The sequence below is a fragment of the Allobosea sp. 05T433 genome (assembly GCF_056396065.1).
In genome coordinates this window covers 87,769-108,051 of the sequence record NZ_JBFTKS010000007.1, presented here as the reverse complement: position 1 = coordinate 108,051, position 20,283 = coordinate 87,769, and the positions used below count along the sequence as shown (strand labels likewise).

The 20,283-nt window shown below is 65.1% G+C and carries 22 protein-coding genes; 4 read left to right on the top strand and 18 right to left on the bottom strand.

Going from position 1 to position 20,283, the window contains the following annotated elements; genetic code table 11:
* Positions 1-30: 30 nt before the first annotated feature.
* From AC1DGP_RS11900 to AC1DGP_RS11890, 3 genes are all read right to left on the bottom strand, one after another.
* A complete protein-coding gene (locus tag AC1DGP_RS11900; RefSeq protein WP_441505965.1) occupies positions 31-720 on the bottom strand; it encodes an isochorismatase family protein in 690 nt (229 codons plus the stop codon).
* Positions 721-763: 43 nt separating this feature from the next.
* Complete coding sequence (ycaC, locus tag AC1DGP_RS11895; protein ID WP_441505966.1) at positions 764-1,390, bottom strand: isochorismate family cysteine hydrolase YcaC; 627 nt, start codon at positions 1,388-1,390, stop codon at positions 764-766.
* Positions 1,391-1,490: 100 nt separating this feature from the next.
* The gene (locus AC1DGP_RS11890; RefSeq protein ID WP_441505967.1) at positions 1,491-2,372 is read right to left on the bottom strand and encodes a pirin family protein; all 882 of its coding nucleotides are present in this window, start codon (positions 2,370-2,372) and stop codon (positions 1,491-1,493) included.
* A gap of 125 nt (positions 2,373-2,497) precedes the next feature.
* On the opposite strand from AC1DGP_RS11890, the gene AC1DGP_RS11885 reads away from it, so the two are divergent.
* Complete coding sequence (locus tag AC1DGP_RS11885; RefSeq protein WP_441505968.1) at positions 2,498-3,436, top strand: LysR family transcriptional regulator; 939 nt, start codon at positions 2,498-2,500, stop codon at positions 3,434-3,436.
* 21 nt (positions 3,437-3,457) lie between these two features.
* Here the strand turns inward: AC1DGP_RS11885 and AC1DGP_RS11880 are convergent, their stop codons facing one another.
* Entirely contained in the window at positions 3,458-4,126 is a 669-nt protein-coding gene (locus tag AC1DGP_RS11880; protein ID WP_441505969.1) for a ceramidase domain-containing protein, read from the bottom strand.
* A gap of 449 nt (positions 4,127-4,575) precedes the next feature.
* Between AC1DGP_RS11880 and AC1DGP_RS11875 the strand changes: the two genes are divergently transcribed.
* Together AC1DGP_RS11875 and trmFO are read left to right on the top strand one after the other, a co-directional pair.
* Complete coding sequence (locus AC1DGP_RS11875) at positions 4,576-4,728, top strand: DUF1127 domain-containing protein (protein ID WP_113515780.1); 153 nt, start codon at positions 4,576-4,578, stop codon at positions 4,726-4,728.
* Positions 4,729-4,898: 170 nt separating this feature from the next.
* A complete protein-coding gene (gene trmFO, locus AC1DGP_RS11870; RefSeq protein ID WP_476776244.1) occupies positions 4,899-6,311 on the top strand; it encodes a methylenetetrahydrofolate--tRNA-(uracil(54)-C(5))-methyltransferase (FADH(2)-oxidizing) TrmFO in 1,413 nt (470 codons plus the stop codon).
* A 146-nt stretch (positions 6,312-6,457) separates the two neighbouring features.
* On the opposite strand, the gene AC1DGP_RS11865 is transcribed toward trmFO, so the two are convergent.
* The 5 genes from AC1DGP_RS11865 to yajC form a co-directional block, all read right to left on the bottom strand.
* Positions 6,458-7,351, bottom strand: coding sequence for a phytoene/squalene synthase family protein (locus AC1DGP_RS11865; RefSeq protein WP_476832174.1), 894 nt, complete (start codon positions 7,349-7,351; stop codon positions 6,458-6,460).
* Positions 7,352-7,467: 116 nt separating this feature from the next.
* Complete coding sequence (locus tag AC1DGP_RS11860; RefSeq protein ID WP_441505972.1) at positions 7,468-7,845, bottom strand: Mth938-like domain-containing protein; 378 nt, start codon at positions 7,843-7,845, stop codon at positions 7,468-7,470.
* Between the two features lie 20 nt (positions 7,846-7,865).
* Positions 7,866-8,819 (bottom strand): protein translocase subunit SecF, encoded by a 954-nt coding sequence (gene secF / locus AC1DGP_RS11855; protein ID WP_441489709.1) that lies wholly within the window; start codon positions 8,817-8,819, stop codon positions 7,866-7,868.
* 28 nt (positions 8,820-8,847) lie between these two features.
* Positions 8,848-10,458 carry a protein translocase subunit SecD gene (secD, locus tag AC1DGP_RS11850; protein WP_441505973.1) on the bottom strand — a complete coding sequence of 537 codons (1,611 nt, stop codon included), beginning with the start codon at positions 10,456-10,458 and terminating at the stop codon, positions 8,848-8,850.
* Positions 10,459-10,512: 54 nt separating this feature from the next.
* Complete coding sequence (yajC, locus tag AC1DGP_RS11845) at positions 10,513-10,788, bottom strand: preprotein translocase subunit YajC (RefSeq protein ID WP_441490031.1); 276 nt, start codon at positions 10,786-10,788, stop codon at positions 10,513-10,515.
* Positions 10,789-11,171: 383 nt separating this feature from the next.
* On the opposite strand from yajC, the gene AC1DGP_RS11840 reads away from it, so the two are divergent.
* Entirely contained in the window at positions 11,172-12,050 is an 879-nt protein-coding gene (locus AC1DGP_RS11840; protein WP_441489707.1) for an ATP-binding protein, read from the top strand.
* 308 nt (positions 12,051-12,358) lie between these two features.
* On the opposite strand, the gene AC1DGP_RS11835 is transcribed toward AC1DGP_RS11840, so the two are convergent.
* The 9 genes from AC1DGP_RS11835 to scpB form a co-directional block, all read right to left on the bottom strand.
* Entirely contained in the window at positions 12,359-13,558 is a 1,200-nt protein-coding gene (locus AC1DGP_RS11835; RefSeq protein ID WP_441489706.1) for a peptidoglycan DD-metalloendopeptidase family protein, read from the bottom strand.
* 282 nt (positions 13,559-13,840) lie between these two features.
* Positions 13,841-14,509, bottom strand: a complete 669-nt coding sequence (locus tag AC1DGP_RS11830; protein WP_441489705.1) for a protein-L-isoaspartate O-methyltransferase family protein — start codon at positions 14,507-14,509, stop codon at positions 13,841-13,843.
* Between the two features lie 29 nt (positions 14,510-14,538).
* On the bottom strand, positions 14,539-15,300 hold the full coding sequence (gene surE, locus AC1DGP_RS11825; protein ID WP_069880263.1) for a 5'/3'-nucleotidase SurE: 762 nt from the start codon (positions 15,298-15,300) through the stop codon (positions 14,539-14,541).
* Between the two features lie 4 nt (positions 15,301-15,304).
* Positions 15,305-16,606, bottom strand: a complete 1,302-nt coding sequence (gene serS, locus AC1DGP_RS11820; protein ID WP_441505975.1) for a serine--tRNA ligase — start codon at positions 16,604-16,606, stop codon at positions 15,305-15,307.
* 52 nt (positions 16,607-16,658) lie between these two features.
* Positions 16,659-17,474 carry a twin-arginine translocase subunit TatC gene (gene tatC / locus AC1DGP_RS11815; RefSeq protein WP_441505976.1) on the bottom strand — a complete coding sequence of 272 codons (816 nt, stop codon included), beginning with the start codon at positions 17,472-17,474 and terminating at the stop codon, positions 16,659-16,661.
* Entirely contained in the window at positions 17,471-17,965 is a 495-nt protein-coding gene (tatB, locus tag AC1DGP_RS11810; protein ID WP_441505977.1) for a Sec-independent protein translocase protein TatB, read from the bottom strand. Before tatB ends, tatC begins: the two co-directional genes overlap by 4 nt.
* Positions 17,966-18,012: 47 nt before the next feature.
* Positions 18,013-18,255, bottom strand: coding sequence for a twin-arginine translocase TatA/TatE family subunit (locus AC1DGP_RS11805; protein WP_043232977.1), 243 nt, complete (start codon positions 18,253-18,255; stop codon positions 18,013-18,015).
* 66 nt (positions 18,256-18,321) lie between these two features.
* The gene (locus AC1DGP_RS11800; protein ID WP_441479260.1) at positions 18,322-19,362 is read right to left on the bottom strand and encodes an ABC transporter ATP-binding protein; all 1,041 of its coding nucleotides are present in this window, start codon (positions 19,360-19,362) and stop codon (positions 18,322-18,324) included.
* Positions 19,363-19,581: 219 nt separating this feature from the next.
* On the bottom strand, positions 19,582-20,283 hold the full coding sequence (gene scpB / locus AC1DGP_RS11795) for an SMC-Scp complex subunit ScpB (protein ID WP_441506015.1): 702 nt from the start codon (positions 20,281-20,283) through the stop codon (positions 19,582-19,584).

The window sequence follows — 20,283 nt, the reverse complement described above, 5'->3', positions numbered from 1 at the left end:
CAAGGGGCACACCACCCGGCGTAGCCGACGTCAGCTGCGCTGCGAGTCGAGCTGCTCCTGCTTCTTCTCAACCTCCTGCGCCTTCGTGTAGCTCTCGATCAGGAGCTGATAGGGCGGGAAGATCCTCGTGTAGACCTCCGCCCATTGCTGGGCGTCGTCGCGATTCCAGGTCTTTTGGAGCTCCGAGGCTACCGCCGCGGTGTCCATCGGCACGACGCCGGCCTGGACGACACGAGCAAGCGTGATCTCCTGCGCCATCTTCGAATAGGTGCCGGACGCGTCGATGACCGCGAAGACCTTGTACCCGTCGGCAACCGCGCTGATGCTCGGGAAAGCCATGCACACGCTGGTGATCGTGCCGGCGATGATCAGCGTCTTGCGCCCGGTCGCTTTCACCGCAGCGACGAAGTCCGGATTGTCCCAGGCATTGATCTCGCCACGACGCGCAACATAGGTCGCATGCGGGGCATTCTGGTGGATCTCCGGTATCAGCGGACCGTTTGGCCCCTGCGGCACCGACGCCGTCGTGATCACCGGCATCTTGCTCAGAGTTGCCATCTTGGCCAACGCGGCTGCATGGGCGCGCAGCGTCGTCATCGGCATGTCTGCGACGGTCTGGAACAGCCCGCTCTGATGGTCGATCAGCAGCATCACGGCATCGTCGGGATCGATGACCGGCCGTTGGCCGTTGAAGTTCGCGATATTCGCAAAGGTGCTCATGGCTATCCTCATGTGATCTGGATTGATGCGGTTGCGAGGCCGGTCACTTCGACGCCTTCACCGCGCTGTAGCTGGAAATCAGATTGCGATAGTCGGGGATGTGGTTGGAGAAGAGCGCCCCCAGGCCTTCGACATCGTTGCGCCAGTCGCGATGCAGCTCGCAGGCGACACCGAACCAGGTCGTCAGCTGCGCCCCGGCTTCCGACATCCGATCCCAGGCCGAGTGCCGGGTGATCTCGTTGAAGGTGCCTGAGGCGTCAGTCACAACGAAGACCTCGTAGCCCTCGGCCAACGCGGAAAGCGCCGGAAATGCCACACAGACCTCGGTCACCACGCCCGCAATGATCAGTTGCTTGCGTCCGGTCGCCTTGACCGCCTTGACGAAATCCTCGTTGTCCCAGGCGTTGATCTGGCCCGGGCGCGGGATATAGGGAGCCGAGGGGAAGATCTCCTTCAGCTCCGGAACCAGAGGTCCGTTCGGCCCATCCTCGAAGCTCGTCGTCAGGATGGTGGGCAGCTTGAAGTATTTGGCGAGGTCGGCGAGCGCCAGGACATTGTTCTTGAACTGATCGGGGCCGATATCGCGAACGAGCGACAGCAGGCCGGCCTGATGGTCGACAAGCAACACCGCAGCATTGTCCTTGTCCAGGCGCGTATAGGGCTTGGTCATTGTCATGATCCTTGCTGGTCTTGTGGTTCCGCTATCGGGGCGGCGACGGCGCCGCCCCTCCAGGAACGGCCCCGGCGCGGACATCCGGAGCCTCCTGTCCTCAGCGCCCGTACGCCGCCTGCGGGATGGCGCCGAACCGGCCGCTCTGGAAATCGATCATCGCCTGACGGATCTCCTCGGCCGTGTTCATGACGAAGGGGCCATGCATGACGACCGGCTCGTCGAACGGCGCGCCGCTGACGATCAGCACCGCGGCATCGCTGTCGGCCTCCAGGGTCACCTCGCCGCCCAGACGGTCGAACAGGATGAACTGTGCTTCCCGCGCCTTGTCCGCGCCATTGATCAGGATGTTGCCGCGCAGGACGACGACGCCGAGGGTGTGGCCTTCCGGAAGGACGAGCGAAGTTGCCCCGTCACGCAGCAGCTGCAGGTCCCAGATATTCATGGGCGTGAACGTATGGGCCGGCCCGACATGTCCCTGGTAATTGCCCGCGATCACCCTGAGCGTACCCGCCCCATCGGGCAGCTTGACCGCAGGGATCTCCTTGTCGAGCAGCGTCTGGTAGCCGGGAGCTGCGCTCTTGTCCTTGGCCGGGAGGTTGACCCAGAGCTGAACCATCTCGAGCGTGCCGCCCTTGCGGGTGAAGGCTTCCGAGTGGAACTCCTCATGCAGGATACCTGACGCGGCCGTCATCCACTGCACGTCGCCAGGGCCAATCAGACCGCCCTTGCCGGTTGAATCGCGATGCTCGACCTCCCCCTGATAGACGATGGTCACCGTCTCGAAGCCGCGATGCGGGTGCGTGCCGACACCACGGGGCTGAGCGGCCGGCGCGAACTGTGCCGGCCCGGCATAGTCGAGCAGCAGGAACGGGCTGACATGCTCGCCCTGACCGGCATGCGAGAACATCGAGCGGACGGGAAAGCCATCCCCGATCCAATGGGGATGCGGGCTGCTGAAGACCCCGAGAACCTTTCTCATTGCGTTTCTCCTTGGGAGCGTTGCAAAGGCGTTGCGTTGGCCAGGAGAATAAGAATGAGACAAAATAGCCGGTAGACGGCATTATCTCGCCAATGTGTCCTATCAGCAGGACAATGGAGCATCCGATGCAGGACCTGAACGATCTCTATTTCTTCGCTCAGGTCGTCGACCATCAGGGTTTCGCCGCGGCAGCCCGGGCGCTGGGAATGCCGCGTTCGCGGCTGAGCCGCCGGCTGGCGCTGCTTGAGGAGCGACTGGGCGTGCGTCTCGTGCAGCGCTCGACGCGGCGCTTCGCCGTCACCGAGATCGGCCGCGAGTATTATCGCCATTGCGTCGCGATGCTGGTCGAGGTCGACGCAGGCCAGGAAGCGATCGAGCGGGCCCGGGCCGCACCTCAGGGCATCGTGCGCGTCGCCTGCCCGTCAGCCGTGCTCTATTTTCAGATCGGCGGCATGGTCGCCCGCTTCCTCGCCGCCTGGCCCAAGGTCGAGGTGCAACTGGAAAGCACCAATCGGCGCGTCGACGTCATTCGCGAAGGCTTCGACATCGCCATCCGGGTTCGTTTCCCGCCACTGGAGGAAAGCGAGCTGGTGATGAAGGTTCTGGCTGAGAGCACCCAGCGGCTGGTCGCCGCGCCCCGCGTGCTGAAAGACCTCGCACGGCCTCTTGTTCCCGCCGACCTCAGCGCATTGCCCAGCCTGTCCTGGGGAGATCCGCATCAGGAGCATGAATGGCGCCTCAGCGGGCCCGGCGGCGCCACGGCGATCATCCGCCACACCCCTCGGCTGGTCACGGAGGACATGGTCGCGCTGCGGCTTGCCGCGCTCGAGGGCGTTGGCGTCGTCCAACTCCCGACCATGGTGGTCCAGGACGACCTGCAAGCGGGAACGTTGGTCGAGGTCCTGCCGCACTGGACGCCGCGGGCCGGCATCATCCACGCCGTTTTTCCGTCGCGACGTGGTCTCCTGCCATCCGTCCGTGCCTTGCTTGATGTCCTGGCCGCCGAATACGCGGTGCTTGACCGGGCTGAGAAGGAGGCCTTCGCCGTCGCGGGCCGGCTGTGATCCCGCAATGCCCGGATCGGATCAATTCGCCGAGGGCCGATCGATCGCCGCACGCAGCAACAGATAGAGCACCATTGCGTTCAGCAGGTGCCAGAGCCAATGCGTGCCGAAGGGGACGCTCTGGCACAGAACCTGGTCCAGCGTGCGCAAGCTGAGCGACAGCGCAAAGACCAAACCGGCGAGGCCGAGCAGACGTGCCGCCGTATCGCCCTCACCGCGCATCCGCACCGCGAACGCGACCCCAAACAGCGCCAGCACGAAGGAGGCATATCCGCCGGAGCCGCGCATGCCGGGCGGCAGCAGCGCGCCGAGCCCCGACACGAGCAGGAAGGACGCAAGCAGGAAGAACAGTGTACCGCCGGCCGCGACCGCTGGCCGCGCCCCCATGAAACGGACGAGAGCCAACCCGAAATAGGAGAACGCGAAGAACTGGATCGGAAGCACATCGGCCAGCAGCGTCCAGCGTTGCGGCATGGTGTGGAACAGGAACGAGCCGATACCGATCATGACGACGAGAGCAATCAGCGCGGCAGCTGGCCAGTCGCGCCGACCCGAGCGCCGATAGAGCAGAAGGCCCGCGATCGCGGCCAGGATGAAGCCGCCATTGCTGAGCGCGTTCATCGGCTCTGCCCAGAAGGCCTGGCTGGCGCGTTCGCAGTAGCCAAAGGACATGATCGCTTGTGACGGCAACAGCAGCTTCTCCAGCGTCAGCCCAGCTTGCCACAGCGCCCCGGCGACGGCGACGCAAGCGCGACATTGCGGCGCAACATAAACCTTGACGCAAAAGCGTGACAACCGCGGAAAACCGGCCCGTTCCGGGCTTTTCCGATTCGAGTCAGGCGCGCATGGCAAACCACTGTATATCGCCCAATTGCGCGCCACACCGGAATCGGCTCCTCGGTAGCGAACCGAAACGGCCTACAATTTAGGCGCTCGATGGTGCTTGGTTAATAGTTTCCTACGCAACAGACGCGGGGCGTGGCAAAAATGTAAAGGGCTGGTTAAATCGCCATGCGAAAATCGCATAACGGAACTGATATCCTGCCCCTCCAATTAGCAGCCAGCCTCCCTTATATGCAGTGCACAACGAATTCATCGTTGTCGGGCCAGAAATGACCCGGCACCCAGGAGCCAAACCAATGTTCGTCACCATGATTGCTGCTAAAATCCGCGCCTATCTTCGCTATCGCGAAACCGTCCGTGAGCTCTCGCGTCTGACCGACCGTGAGCTGGACGATCTCGGCCTGTCCCGTTCGGAAATCCAGTACGTCGCCCGTTCGCACGCTGCCTGATTACTGTCCGCGCCTACCGAGATCATAGTTTCTCCTGGACCTGCGTCCTCCCCGCGGTCCGGTCGAAGAGCGAATGCCCGCCTCCTCCCAGGCGGGCATTTTGCGTTTCAGGGCTGCGTCACTGACGCCTCTCTCTTGACCTTCGGCCCGCCTGCGGACACATCGCAGGCATGAGCACGAAACCAGTCCATGTCATCGGCGGCGGCCTCGCCGGTTCTGAAGCCACCTGGCAGATCGCGGAAGCCGGAGTCCCGGTCGTCCTGCACGAGATGCGCCCTGTTCGCGGCACCGACGCGCACAAGACCGAGGGGTTGGCGGAGCTCGTCTGCTCCAACTCCTTCCGCTCGGACGATTCCTCGTCCAACGCCGTCGGCCAACTGCATTGGGAGATGCGCCGGCTCAGCTCACTGATCATGGCCAAGGGCGATGCCCATCAGGTCCCGGCCGGCGGAGCCCTCGCGGTCGACCGCGACGGCTTCTCGCAGGCGATCACCGCCGCATTGGAAGCCCACCCGCTCGTCACCATCGAACGTGGCGAGATCGCCGGTCTGCCACCGGCAGACTGGGACAATGTCATCATCGCGACCGGCCCCCTCACCTCGCCGGCGCTCGCTGACGGGATCAAGTCCCTGACCGGCGAGACCGAACTCGCCTTCTTCGACGCCATCGCCCCGATCGTCCATTTCGACTCGATCGACATGGACCAGGCCTGGTTCCAGTCGCGCTACGACAAGGCCGGCCCCGGCGGCACCGGCGCCGACTACATCAACTGCCCGCTCGACCGCGACCAGTACGAGGCCTTCATCGACGCGCTGCTGGCGGCCGAGAAGACCGAGTTCAAGGAATGGGAGGGCACGCCCTATTTCGATGGCTGCCTGCCGATCGAGGTCATGGCCGAGCGCGGGCGCGAGACGTTGCGCTGGGGGCCCATGAAACCGGTCGGCCTGACCAACAAGCACAACCCGACAGTGAAGGCCTATGCGGTCGTGCAGCTGCGCCAGGACAATGCGCTCGGCACGCTGTTCAACATGACAGGCTTCCAGACCAAGCTGAAATACGGCGAGCAGGCTGCGATCTTCCGGATGATCCCCGGGCTCCAGAATGCCGAATTTGCTCGCCTGGGCGGCATCCACCGCAACACGTATCTCAACTCGCCGAAGCTGCTCTCTCCGTCCCTGCAGCTCAAGGCCGATACGCGCCTTCGCTTCGCCGGACAGATCACCGGCTGCGAAGGCTATGTCGAGAGCGCCGCCATTGGCCTGCTGACCGGACGCATGGCCGCGGCCGAGCGGCTCGGACGCCCGCTCGAACTGCCCCCTGCGACGACGGCGCTTGGCGCATTGGTCAACCACATCACCGGCGGGCACATCGTCACCATCGACGAGGGGCCGCGCTCCTTCCAGCCGATGAACATCAATTTCGGCCTGTTCCCGCATATCGAGGACGCACCCAAGACGGGGCCGGACGGCAAGCGCCTGAAGGGCCCTGCCAAGAGCGTGGCCCGCAAGCAGGCGCTGACGGCCCGCGCGAAGGAGCATCTCGATGTGTGGGCGGGCGCCGCTGCGGCTGAGGCGGCAGAGTAGAGAGCCTTCGGCGTGGGGTAATCCATTCCAACCCTCTCCTTCCGGGAGAGGGTTTTTTCTCGGCCGGCGCGGCGTCCTGCGAATTATTGCTTCGGCCCGAAACGTGGATTGCGATTTTCGGGAACGCCGATGCAAACGCGCGCGAACTAACCCCGCATGGCCTTCCTGGCCGCGCGCCAGAGAATCCATTGCCGCTGCCAGGCCGGCAGCGTGATGATGCTCCGGAACGGGTCGTAGCCGGTGCGCTCCATCTTCCTCAGATAGGACTCGACCAGTGCGACCGGCAGGAAGGCCGGTACGAGCGTAGGCGGAATCGTCTCACGCAGCTCCCGCAGCTTGGCGAGGTCCTTGCGCGCGATCGCCCGGAGTTCCTTCAGACTGTAGAGCACGCCGGGCCCGCCGCGCCCTCGCACGATGTCGTCGCGGATTACGCCGTTTCGGGCGAGAATCTCCGCCGGCACGTAGACCTGGCCAGCCGCCGCATGCCAGGGGAAAGCGCGCAACAATCCGGTCAGCGCATAGGCGACGCCGGCATGGCCGCAAGCCGCCGCGCCACCCGGATCACGCCCCTCGGCCAGGATGATCGACGCAAGCCGGAAGAGCGCGCTTGCCGTTTCGCCGGCATACCCCTCGAGATCGCCGAGAGAGGGCATCGGATCGTCATAGAGATCGAAGATGCGCGCCTCGATCAGCCCGGTCAGCGGCGCGATCGGCAGGCGGTAATGCAGAATGGTGTCGAGCAACGCGGCGGCAACAGGATGCGAATGCACCTCGCCCTTGGCGTCGCCCTCCAGCAGGTCGCGCCACCATTGCAGCCTGACCTCGCCGGGCAGCGGCTCGCTCACCGCGGCGCGAACCCTCGCGATCTCGTGGCTGAAGGCATAGAGCGCGAAAAGACCGGGCCGCACGGCCTCAGGCGCGTACAGACTGGCGATATAGCGATCGTGATCGGCCTCGCGCACCAGCGCGGCACAATGAGCATAAGCCTCCGGCAGGGCCTCGGGCAGCGTCTCGCGGCGATCGTCAGTTCTGGTCGTCATGCGGATCGTCCCGCCCAGGCAGTCGCCTCACAGGCGCGGCCTTGGATCAAGTGTCAGTCTAGGCCAGGCAAGGCCGGGCTGGCTACGCCCCACGAGCATGATCGCCGCGCGCCCTGCTACTCAACCGCGATCAGCGCCGCCGCTACACGCCGGTCTTCGCCGACGAGAACATTGTAGGTCCGCGCCGCAGCCCCCGTCGCCATACCCTCGATGGTGATGCCGACCTCGCGAAAGCGCTCGCGCAAGGCTGCGGGCACGAAGGCGATGTCGTGTCCGGTGCCGATCAGCAGGAAGTCGATCGCATCTGCAGCATCGAGAACGGGCTGGAGGCTCTCGATCGTCACCTCCGCGAAAGACGAGACCGGCCAGATATGGACTCCAGCCGGCAAGGCCAGGATCGAGCCGCGATGGCTCATATCGGCAAACCGGAACCCGCCCGCTCCGAAGGCATCGATCTGATGCCGCCCGGGAACGAAACCTTCAAAGCGTGGCATGATCAGGGCGCTCCGCCCGCTCAGCTCGCCTTCGGCTTGGCTCCGGCCGGAACCTTCTCTTCGACATCCGCATCAAGGCGCCCGGCGCGCACATCGAGATAGAGCAGCACGGGTGTCGAGATGAACATCGCCGAATAGGTGCAGACCACCACGCCGAAGAGCATGACGAGCGCAAAGCCTTCAATCGCCGTGCCGCCGAAGAGCACCAGCGCGATGAGCGAGAGAACGGTCGTCGTGGCGGTCATTGCGGTGCGCGACAGCGTCGAGTTGACCGAGAGGTCGAGCAGTTCCTGGACCGGCATGGTCTTGTAGCGGCGCAGCAATTCGCGCGTGCGGTCGAACACCACCACGGTCTCGTTCAGCGAGTACCCGACGATCGTCAGAATCGCCGCGATCGAGGTCAGGTTGAATTCGAGCTGCGTGATCAGGAAGAAGCCGACGGTCAGCACGATATCGTGCAGGGTGCCGACGATCGCGCCGATCGCGAGCTGCATCTCGAAGCGGAACCAGAGATAGATCAGCACGCCGACAATGGCGAGCACGACGCCGAGCGTTCCGGCCTGGACCAGCTCGCCCGACACGCGCGGACCGACGGTCTCGACCCGACGGAAATCATGCGTACCCGCGAAAGCCTCGCGTGCCTTCGCGACCACGGCCTGCTGGGCCGTTTCGCCGCCGGGCTGCAGCGCAAAGCGCATCGAGATGTCGCCGGCGCTGCCGAATTCCTGGACCTCGACTTCGCCGAAGCCGAAACCATTGGCCGTATGGCGGACCGAGGCGATCTCGGCCTTGCCGGCCTTGGACTGCATCTCGATCAGCGTACCGCCGCGGAAGTCGATGCCGAAATTCAGCCCCACCGTGAGGAAGAGCACCAGGACGAGAATCGAATAGGCCGCCGAGAACGGATAGCTGAAGCGCCGGAAGCGGACGATCTTGAAACGGGTATTGTCGGGAACGATGCGAAGCAGACGCATGCGCGTATCTCCTGTCGGGTCGGCAGCGTCAGAACGGAAGGGCCTTGGGCCGAGCCCAGCGATACCACAGCGCGATCAGCATCCTGGTCAGCGTCACGGCCGTGATCACGGTCGTCAGAATGCCCAGGATGAAGACCACGGCGAAACCGCGCACCGGTCCCGAACCCAGTGAGAACAGCGCAACCGCTGCGATCAGCATGGTGACGTTCGAGTCGATGATCGTCGCAAAGGCTCGTTGGAACCCAGCTTCGAGCGCCGAGACCAATGAGCGGCCCATATGCGATTCCTCGCGCATGCGCTCATAGATCAGCACGTTGGAATCGACCGCCGTGCCAATGGTGAGCACGATGCCGGCGATGCCCGGCAAGGTCATGGTTGCCCCGAGCAACGACATCAGTCCGAAGATCAGGCAGACATGGACGAGCAGCGCCACGCTCGCGATGACCCCGAAGACCCCATAGGTCAGGACCATGTAGAGGATCACGAGCGCGGTCGCGATCAGCGTCGCCATCTTGCCCGCCTGGATCGAGTCCTGACCAAGGCCGGGGCCGACGGTGCGCTCCTCGACGATCGTCATCTTGGCCGGAAGGGCGCCGGCGCGCAGCAGGATCGCCAGGTTGTTCACGGACTCAACCGTGAAATTGCCAGAGATCTGGCCAGAGCCGCCGGTAATCGGCGACTGGATGACCGGGGCCGAGATCACCTTGTTGTCGAGCACGATTGCCAGCGCCCGCCCGAGATTCTCGGTCGTCGCCTGGCCAAAGCGCTGGGCGCCACGGATATTGAAGCGGAAATTGACGATTGGCTGGCTGGTGCGCTGGTCGAAGGCAGGCTGCGCGTCGATCAGGTCTTCGCCCTCCACGATGACCTGACGGCTCACCGGCACAAGCTGACCGCCGGCGTCCTGCGAGGGCAGCATGTCGACATCACCGCTGTTCTGGTCGGCGACCATGCGGAACTGCAGTTTGGCGGTGTCGCCAAGGATGTGCTTCAGCCGTTGCGGGTCCTGCAGGCCCGGCACCTGGACAAGAATGCGATCAAGTCCCTGGCGCTGGATATTTGGTTCGGTGGTGCCGAGCGCGTCGACGCGTCGGCGCAACACTTCCATGGCCTGCTCGACGGCACGACGCACGCGCTCATTGGCCCCTGCCTCTGTCAGCTGGAGCTGAACGAGGCCGTCAGGCTGCTCGGAGACCTCGATCGACTGGGTGCCCGAAGGACCGAAGGCGCCGAGCGTACCGACCGGTTGCGCCAGCTCGCGAAGCTTCGGCATCAGCTTGGCACGGTCGCTTGCCTCCGGCACACGCACCTGCACGCCACGCGCGGTCAGGCCGATACCGCCCTGAAAGGCGATGCGCTCCTCGCGCAGGATGCGCCGCATATCGTCGCGAAGCTGCGTCACCTGCGTCTTGATCAGGTCCGCCCTGTCGATTTCAAGCAGAACATGCGAGCCGCCCTGCAGATCGAGGCCAAGCGTCACGGCATGGATCGGCAGCAGGAACCGCGGAATCCAGGACGGGGCGCCCTGCTCGATCGCCTTTCGGGTCTCGGGCGAAAACAGGTTCGGCAAAGCCAGCCCGCAACCGAAGAGCAGGACGAGGAGAACCGCGATGACCTTGCGGGCCTGGAAACGAAGCATCTGCGTGAACAGCCTTGTTGTCGCGCGCCGACCCTGTCAGGGCCGGGACGCCATTCAGCTCTTGACCGGCTCGCTCTTGGAGCGGACGTCCTGGATCATGCCCTTGACCAGCCGGACGCGAACGCCATCGGCAATCTCGGCCTCGATCTCGCCGTCGTCGATCACCTTCGAGACCTTGGCCACGATACCGCCCGAGGTCACGACCGTGTCACCACGCCGCACGTTCTTGATCATCTCCTGATGCGTCTTCACCCGCTTCTGCTGCGGGCGGATGATCAGGAACCACATGATCACGAAGATCAGCACGAACGGAACGAAGCTCATCAGCATTTCGGGCGTTCCGCCGCCGATACCTTGGGCAAATGCAGGGGTAATCACAAAAAGGCTCCTTCACAGCGGCGGCGCGGGCGCGCCTGCCGTCGATGCGGTTGCGGCTTCTTCAGGTCAAAAATCGCGCGGACTATAGCCAGAGACGCCGTTAAATCAATTGTTGGCGCGGCGACGAACCGACCGCGTCGCTTCACCTATGAGCTTGCCGGCATGCGCGCAATGGCCTTGTCCGATTCAGCTTGGCATATTCCATAGAGTTCGTTCCGAAGAATGGCTGTCATGGCTCTCTGACAGGAAACCCCGAACATTGAGCCGCGCCTCCCCTGGGTCGCCTGGCTCGACGTCTCAGCTTGAACACCGCTCGCGCGATAGGCTTTGTCCCGATGACCACCGGCTCTCCCGATCTGAACCTCGAAACTCTCCTCCGCATCGCCTCGGCGCTGGAGCGCCTCGCGCCGCCGGCGCGAAGGGCAGCGGACCTCACTGCCGCCGACGCCTTCGTCTGGCATCCAGCGGCGGCGGACCTGGCTCCCGTCGCCAGGGTCAACCGGGTCGAACTCTCGCTGCTGCGTGGCGTCGACCGGGTCCGTGACACGCTGGCGGAGAACACCGAGCGCTTCGCCCATGGACTGCCGGCCAACAACGTATTGCTCTGGGGGGCGCGCGGCATGGGCAAGTCGTCGCTGGTCAAGTCCGTCCATGCCGACACCAACAAGCGCCTCGCCGGCAAGGCTCTGCCCCTGAAACTGATCGAGATCCACCGCGAGGACATCGAGAGCCTGCCGGCTCTGATGGCCATGCTGCGGCAGGACAAGCACCGCGCCATCGTCTTCTGCGACGACCTCTCCTTCGATGGCCAGGACACCTCCTACAAGTCGCTCAAAGCGGCGCTGGACGGTGGCGTCGAGGGCCGCCCGGACAATGTCGTATTCTACGCCACCTCGAACCGTCGCCACCTGCTGCCGCGCGACATGATGGAGAACGAGCGCTCGACGGCGATCAACCCCGGCGAGGCCGTCGAGGAGAAGGTCTCGCTCTCGGACCGCTTCGGCCTCTGGCTCGGCTTCCACAAGTGCAGCCAGGACGAGTACCTGGAGATGATCAACGGCTATGTCAGCCATTTCAGCCTGACGATCGCACCCGATGAGCTTCGTCGCGAAGCGCTGGAATGGGCGACCACACGCGGATCGCGTTCGGGGCGCACCGCCTGGCAGTACATCCAGGACCTGGCGGGCCGGCTCGGCCAACGGCTCGACGGCTGAGCCGCGCAAGACCATCGCCGCGGGCGGCATGCCCGCGGCCTGATGGAAATAAGCCGGTGTTCTCCGGTGGATAGACGGCGTTCCGGATTCAATCTGGCAGCGTCGCCAGGCTCGGGCCGGATGTTCGGCGCCATGGGGGCGTAGGCCGAGCCACAGAATGAAAACGGCGGGACGGCCTTTCCTGGGACCGTCCCGCCTTGTTTCGATCAGCGGGGTCTCGCGGGAACTGATCGAAGGTGAATGCTTCTGCGTGTCTCCGGACGGAAGTGAGAGCTCAAACCCTGAGGCGGCGTCAGACCAATTCTGGATCAGTTGTTCAGGTAGGGAACCGGATCGACCGGCGACGATCCCTTGCGCAGCTCGAAATGCAGCTGCGGCGAAGAGACGTTGCCGCTCTGGCCCGATTTGGCGACGACCTGGCCGCGCTTCACCGTCTCGCCGCGCTTCACGTTCAGCTCGCCGTTATGGGCGTAGGCCGAGACGTAGCCGTTCGGATGGCGGATGAGCACGAGATTGCCGTAGCCCTTGAGTTCGCTGCCGGCATAGGCGACGACGCCGCCTTCAGCCGCCTTGATCGGCGTTCCCTCAGGCACGGCGATGTTGATGCCCTCATTTGACCCCTTGCCGCCATAGCCGGCAATGACACGGCCGCGGGCCGGCCAGCGGAAATCGGCCTTGGCGGAGGCATCCTCCTCCTTCGGCAGGCTTGCGGTGGTCTTGGGATCGGGCGTCGGCTCCGGAGCCGACTTCGGCACGGCGCTGACCTTCTCTTCGGCCGGAGCGCTGGCAACCACGACCGGCTTGGTCTTCGTCGGAGTCGGCGTCGCGACAGGAGCAGGCGTCGGCGCCTTCGCCTCGACCACCGGCTTCGTCTTGGCCTTGGCTTCGGCCTTCACCTTGGCCTCGGCGGCGAATTTGGCGCGGGCGTCACGCATGGCCTGTGCATCGGCCACAGCCTTTGCCTTGGCGTCGGCCGCAGCTTGCGCCTTGGCTTCGGCAGCGGCCTGGGCCTTCGCCTTGGCGTCGACCGGCACCGCAGCGACGCGTGCCGGCACCACAGGCGCACGCGGCGCCGCCACTGGAGCGGGGCCAGGCACGAAACGCGGCGCTTCGGTGCGCGCATCGCTCTGCGGCGACGCCACCTGGGCCATCTGCTGCGGCGCAGCACCACCACCGGCATTGTAGACCGGGATCGTCAGCCGCGAGCCGGGAGCAACGTTCGCGCTCGAAAGCCCGTTCGCCGACATCAGCGCTGAACGCGGCACGCCGTAGCGCGAGGAGAGGACATCGAGCGTTTCGCCCTGGGCGACGACGATCGGCGTGCCACCCTGGGCCGACCAGCCATTGGCGCTACCGACGACAGGCGCCGGAGCTGCGCTACGCAGCGCAACGGCCGATTGCGGCGGCGGCAGGGGCTGGGCGCGGACCGCCCCGACAGACGGAGCCGGCGAAGACATCGGCGCGCTGGCGCTGCGCCCGATCGAGCCGGTCGTTGCCGGATCACGCATGGCAGGCGCCTGCGCGGTCCTGAAGGGATTGCTGAAGGGTGCCTCAGTGAAGCGCATCGTGTCCGACGAACACGCGCTGACACTCAAGGCGAGCGCGCAGACCGTCGACAGGCGAAGGGCAACGCTGGACTTGAATCCGACTTGGCTACGCATGGACAAGATACTCGCGAACAACGCAACTCGATGAAGGGGATTAAAGCCCCGTTCAGGTTACGAAAACGTTTCGCGCGTGCTTTGCCTCTTCACATTTTTGAGCCGGGGCCGGCTTTCTTCAGCCGCGGTTCAGAGTGCCCGGGCCAAGCCCGGGATCAGCGGCGGCAGGCGCAGGACCGGGCCGAGCGCATGATCATAGGCACTGTCATCCGTCCGCGTGACCACCACCCGACGTGATACGCCTTCAACCCTGAGCGCCCCGACCAGCCGCCCGCCGACCGAAAGCCGCGCCAGCAGGGCCTCGGGAACGGAATGGGTGACGCCATTGACCAGGATTCGGTCGAATCGGCCGAGCGTTCGGTCCGGCTGGAAACCGTCAGCGTGCCGGAGATCGACCATTTTTGCGTAGCCGCTGCCGCCGATGCGCTCATGGGCAGCAAGCGCAAGCGTGCGGTAGCGCTCCAGCGAGACCACCTCTCCGCCCATGGCGGCAAGCAGAGCCGAGACATAGCCGGAGCCGGTGCCGACCTCGAGCACACGGGCGGAGGGCTCCATCTCCAGGGCACTGACGAGATTCGCCACCGTATGCGGGGCGGTCATCGTCTGCCCGCAGGCGAGCGGCACGGAAACGTCCTGGCGGGCGAGGTCGGCAAAGCGGGTCGGCGCGAATCGCTCGCGCGAGACCTTTTCCATCGCCCGGAGCACGGCGAGATCGCGCACGCCCCGTGCCCTCAGCGATAGCAGGAATGCGACGGTTCGCTCACCCTCGCTGCCAGGCGCCTCCTCGGCCTCGCTCATCGCCGCCCCCAATTACCCCCGGTTCGGAATCAGGCAAAAACCTGTGCGAATCGGGTCAGCGTCGGCTCATGCGTGAGGTCGAGTTCGAGCGGGGTGATCGAGATCTTCTGCTCGGACAGCGCCCTCAGATCGGTGCCGTTGGCGGGTTCCTTCCGGCTGCGCTGGAAGGCGATCCAGAAATAGGGATTGCCGCGTCCGTCATGGCGGGGCTCGAGCCGCACCAACTCCTGGTCGCGCCGGCCCTGGACCGTCACCGCCACGCCCGCAACCTCGCTCGGCGCGACATTCGGGAAGTTGAGGTTGAACAGCACGCCCTCGGGAATCCCCTCCTCCAGCAGCCGGCGGATGATGCCTGGAGCATGGTGCTCGGCGCAGTCCCAGTGGATCTGGTGCCGCCCGTCCGGCCCGTAGGCCTGGCTGACCGCGATCGACGGGATGCCGAGCAGCGTACCCTCCATCGCCGCTGCGATGGTGCCGGAATAGGTCACGTCCTCGGCGACGTTCTGACCGCGGTTGACACCGGACAGAACGAGGTCGGGTCGCGCATCGAGCATGATCGAGCGCGCCGCCATGATCACGCAATCGGTCGGCGTGCCGGCAACGGCGTAACGCTTGTCCGAGATCTTGCGCTGGCGCAGCGGATTGCTGAGCGAGAGCGAATGCGCGACGCCCGACTGATCCGTCTCGGGCGCCACGACCCAGACATCGTCCGACAGCTGCGCCGCGATGCGCTCCAGCACCGCAAGGCCTTCGGCATGGATGCCGTCATCATTGGTGACTAGGATACGCATGGAGTCAGGCCGCCTTCTCGATGCGGGTTACCCCGCGCATGTAGGGAACCAGTGCGTCGGGTACCGTGATCGAGCCGTCGGCGTTCTGGTAGTTTTCCATCACCGCGATCAGCGCGCGGCCGACCGCCGTGCCCGAGCCGTTGAGGGTGTGCACGAAGAACGGGCCCTTGCCGTCCCGGGTCTTGTAGCGCGCGTTCATGCGCCGGGCCTGGAAATCGCCGCAGACCGAACAGGACGAGATCTCGCGATAGGTCTTCTGCCCCGGCAGCCAGACCTCGATGTCCCAGGTCTTCTGGCTGGCAAAGCCCATATCGCCGGTGCAGAGCGTCATCACCCGATAATGCAGGTCGAGCTTCTTCAGGATCGCCTCCGCCGCGGCGAGCATGCGCTCGTGCTCCTCGCGCGACTTTTCCGGCAGCGTAATCGAGACGAGCTCGACCTTCTCGAACTGGTGCTGGCGCAGCATGCCGCGCGTATCGCGCCCGGCCGAGCCGGCTTCGGCCCTGAAGCAGGGGGTCAACGCGGAATAGCGACGCGGCAACTCCTCCTCGGAGAGGATCGATTCGCGCACGATATTGGTAAGCGGAACTTCGGCAGTGGGGATCAGCCAGTGATCCTCGCCCGCCCGGAACTGATCGTCGCGGAATTTGGGTAGCTGCGCGGTTCCGAACATCGCCTCATCCCGCACCATCAGCGGCGGGTTGACCTCGGTATAGCCGTGCTCCTCGGTATGGGTATCGAGCATGAACTGGCCGATCGCGCGGTTGAGCCGCGCCAGCCGCGCGTTCAACACGACGAAGCGCGAGCCCGAGAGCTTGGCCGCCGTCTCGAAATCCATCTGGCCGAGCGCTTCGCCGAGCTCGAAATGCTCTTTCGGCTGGTTGACGCCAATGAGACGCTTCCCCTCCTCCGGCTTGGTGCCATGGACATGCAGCACGACGTTACCGTGCTCGTCGGCGCCCTCGGGGACATCGGCATTCGGTATGTTGGGGATCGCCGCGAGCTGTTCGCTCAGCGCTTCGACGGCCGCCTTCTCCTCCGCTTCGAGCGCCGGCTGAGCGTTCTTCAGCGCCGCAACCTCAGCCTTCAGCTTGTCGGCAAGCGCGACGTCCTTCGCGCCCATCGCCTTGCCGATCTCCTTGGAGAGCGCATTGCGGCGTTCCTGCGTGGCCTGCGCCTTGGCGATGGCCGAACGACGGGAATCGTCGAGCACAAGCAGCGAGGACGAGAGCGGCGCAAGGCCCCGCCGTTTCAGCCCGGTATCGAACGCCTCGGCGTTCTCGCGAATCCATTTGATGTCGTACATCGCTGCTCAACCTATCGCGCATCCCAATCGATGCGCGCGAGCCGCGATCGGATCAGGCGTCGCCTGCTTCCTCGGCCGCTTTCGCAGCCTGCCGCTTCTTCTCGACATAGCGCACCGAGAACACCGAAAGCTCGTAGAGGAGCAGCATCGGCACGGCAAGCATGAGCTGGGAGATCACATCCGGCGGCGTCAGCACGGCGGCGACCACGAAGACGAAGACGATGGCGTAGCGCCGCTTGTCCTTGAGGAAGGCCGAATCGATAATTCCGGCTTGCCCGAGCAGGGTCAGGATCACCGGCAGCTGGAACGAGATGCCGAAAGCGAAGATCAGCGTCATGATCAGCGAGAGATACTCACTGACCTTCGGCAAGAGCGCGATACCGGCCTGCCCGTCCGTCGCCGCCTGCTGCATGCCGATCGAGAACTTCATCAGCACGGGCATGGCGAAGAAGAAGACCAGCGCGGCGCCGAGGCAGAAGAAGATCGGCGTCGCGGCCAGATAGGGCGCGAAGGCCTGTTTCTCGTTCTTGTAGAGGCCCGGCGCCACGAATTTGTAGACCTGCGTGGCGATCACCGGAAAAGCGAAGAAACCGGCGCCGAATGCCGCCACCTTGATATGGGTGAAGAGCAGCTCGAGCGGGCCGGTATAGATCAGCTGCGCGTTGCCGTTCGGCCCGGCAGCCCAGACATAGGGCTGCACCAGCACGTTGTAGATCTGCGTCGAGAACGCGAAGCAGATGAAGAACATGATCAGGAAGGCGATCAGCGACTTGATCAGCCGCGCCCTCAGCTCGATCAGGTGCTCGATCAGCGGTGCGCGCGAGGCCTCGATGTCGTCCTCGCCTTCCCTCGGGTTGGCGACGCTCATGCCGGGCTCCCTTCATCCGGCTCACTGACCTTGGCCTTTTTCGTCGAAGCGCGCTTGCGCGGCGCCTTCGGCTTGACCTCGGGTTCAGGCTCCGGTTCCGCGATCGGCGCGGGCTCTATGACGATTTCGGGCAAGGGCTCGGGCCCCGGCAAGGCCGCGAGCGTAGCCTCCGCTTCCTTCAGCGCCGCGTCGTCGCGGACACCGGAGGCGGGTGTGCTGAAATCGTCCTTGATCGGATCGATCGGTTTGAAATCGGTATTGAGCGCGCTCTGCACCGAACCACCGACATCCTCGACCTGCTTCTTCAGATCGTCCAGTTCAGCTTCGCGCATCGCGTCGTTGAACTGGGTCTGAAACTCGCCGGCCATACGGCGAATCTTGCCGATCGCCTGCCCGGCGGTCCGCATGGCTTTCGGCAGATCCTTGGGGCCGATCACGACGAGCGCAACCGCCCCGATCAGCATCAATTCGCTCCAGGCGATGTCGAACATCGACGGCTCGTCCTCTCAACCCCTCGCCGCTCGCTGGCGGCGCGGCGTCAGGCCTTGTGTTCGGCCTTCGCCGTGGCGGAATTGGCAGGCTGCGCGTGATCGATGATCTTCGGGTCAGCCGTGGTCGCAGCAGGCGGCGGCGTGGTCGGCTCGTCTTCGGCCATGCCCTTCTTGAACGACTTGATACCCTTGGCGACGTCGCCCATCAGTTCGGAAACCTTGCCGCGCCCGAACAACAGCATCACGATGACGCCGACGACGATCCAGTGCCAGATACTGACGCCACCCATGGCAAACTCCTCCGAATTCCAGTGCGGCGCAGGCTCCCCACCCGCGCCAAGTGCTTGTGCCGGAACCTATGTGTCCCCCGAGGCGAACACAAGAACTTCGTCCGACTGAATATCGATACCGATGTCCTCGCCTTCCCGGATCGAGCCCGGCAGCGAGACCCGTCCGACCAGCGGCTTTTCAAGCCCGCCGACGGCCAGCAGCAAATGGTCGACCTCACCCAGAAAGCGCCGCATCACCACGCGCGCCGGCAGGCAGAACCCCTTTGGCACCAGCCTGATCGCATGCGGCCTGACGCAGACCACGGCCTCCTGCCCATCGGCAAGGCCCGGTGCCGCAAATCTCCCGACCGGCGTCTCCACTGCGCCACGCTCGGCTATGCCGCTGATCTCGGTAAAATCGCAGAAAAATCGGGCCGCAAAGAGGCTGACGGGCCTCCGGTAGAGCTCCTCGCCAGTCCCGATCTGGACGATCCGCCCCGATCGCATCAGCACGATCCGATCGGCGATCCGCATCGCATCCTCGGGATCGTGCGTGACGATGATCGAGGTCGCCCCGGTTTCCTGCAGCAATGCGGCGGTTTCGTCCCGCACCACATCGCGCAAGCGCCGGTCGAGATTGGAGAAGGGCTCGTCCATCAGGAGCACGCCGGGGCGCGGCGCCACCGCTCGCGCCAGCGCCACGCGCTGCTGCTCGCCGCCTGAAAGCATATGTGGATAAGCCTCGGCCAGATCCGCCAGGCCGACACGGGCAATGGCACGCAGCGCCGTCGCCTTCGCCGAGGCATCGTCATAGCCGCGCAGGCCGAAGCGGACATTCTCGAGCACGTTGAGATGCGGGAACAGCGCGTAATCCTGGAAGACCAGACCAACGCCGCGCTTCTCCGGCTCGACGAAGGCGTCGGGAGCCGAAACGTCCTGACCTTCGAGCAGCACTTTGCCCGAGCTGGGCCGTTCGACGCCCGCCGCGAGGCGGAGCAGCGTCGTCTTGCCGCAGCCCGATTGCCCGAGCAGAGCCACGATTTCACCCGGCGCGATCGCGAGCGTCACGTCCTCGAGCGCCGTCACATCACCGAAGCGCTGGGTGACGCCTTCGAAGGCGAGCGACATTGGAATGGCCGCGCCCGCTGTCCCGCGCCTGCCCCAACTCAGCCACCGCGCCACGCCCTCGCTACGCGCCAAAGAATGCTCCATCGAAACCACGCGTCAGCCCGGCGAAGCGCGGCTGAGAACCGGCGTCCATGCCGAACCTCGGTCGCAAGCGCGCGGCCATGGACCCATGGATCCCTGCGGTCGCCCGGGACGACAATCAGGGACTGTCCCCCGATTTCACTCGTCCGGGGTGTGGGGCGGCCCGTCGCCGTCGTCAAGCGGGGTAAAGAGGTCCCCAAGCGGATCCTCATCCTCCTGCAGGTCGAGACCATCATCGGGGATCGGCACGGTCAGGTCCTTCGAGAGCCGCCCCTCGATGAAGCCCGAGCCCTTCAGTTCGTCCAGGCCAGGGAGGTCGTCGATGCGGTCGAGCCCGAAATGATCAAGGAAGCCCGGCGTCGTGCCGTAGGTCACAGGCCGGCCCGGCGTCCGACGCCGCCCGCGCAGCCTGACCCACCCGGCTTCGAGCAGGATGTCGAGCGTACCTTTGGCGGTGGCAACGCCCCGGATCTCCTCGATCTCGGCCCGTGTCACCGGTTGATGATAGGCAATGATCGCCAACACCTCGAGCGCCGCCCGCGACAACTTGCGCGGCGGCTCCGCCTCGGCCGCCAGCAGGTAGCCGAGGTCCGGTGCGGTCCGAAACGCCCATTTTCCGGCGACCTGCCGCAAATTGACGCCACGCGTCGCGTAGATGTCTGTGAGTCGGGCAAGGAGCTGCCGTACGGCGACGCCGGACGGCACGGAATGGCGGAGTTCCTCTTCCGAGAGCGGTGCAGCCGATGCGAAGAGCAGCGCCTCGACGATGCGCAGCGACTGGGCGAAGAGCTGCGCCTCGCTCCCCACGTCATCGTCGATCCGCTCAGGCGCCGCAGACAT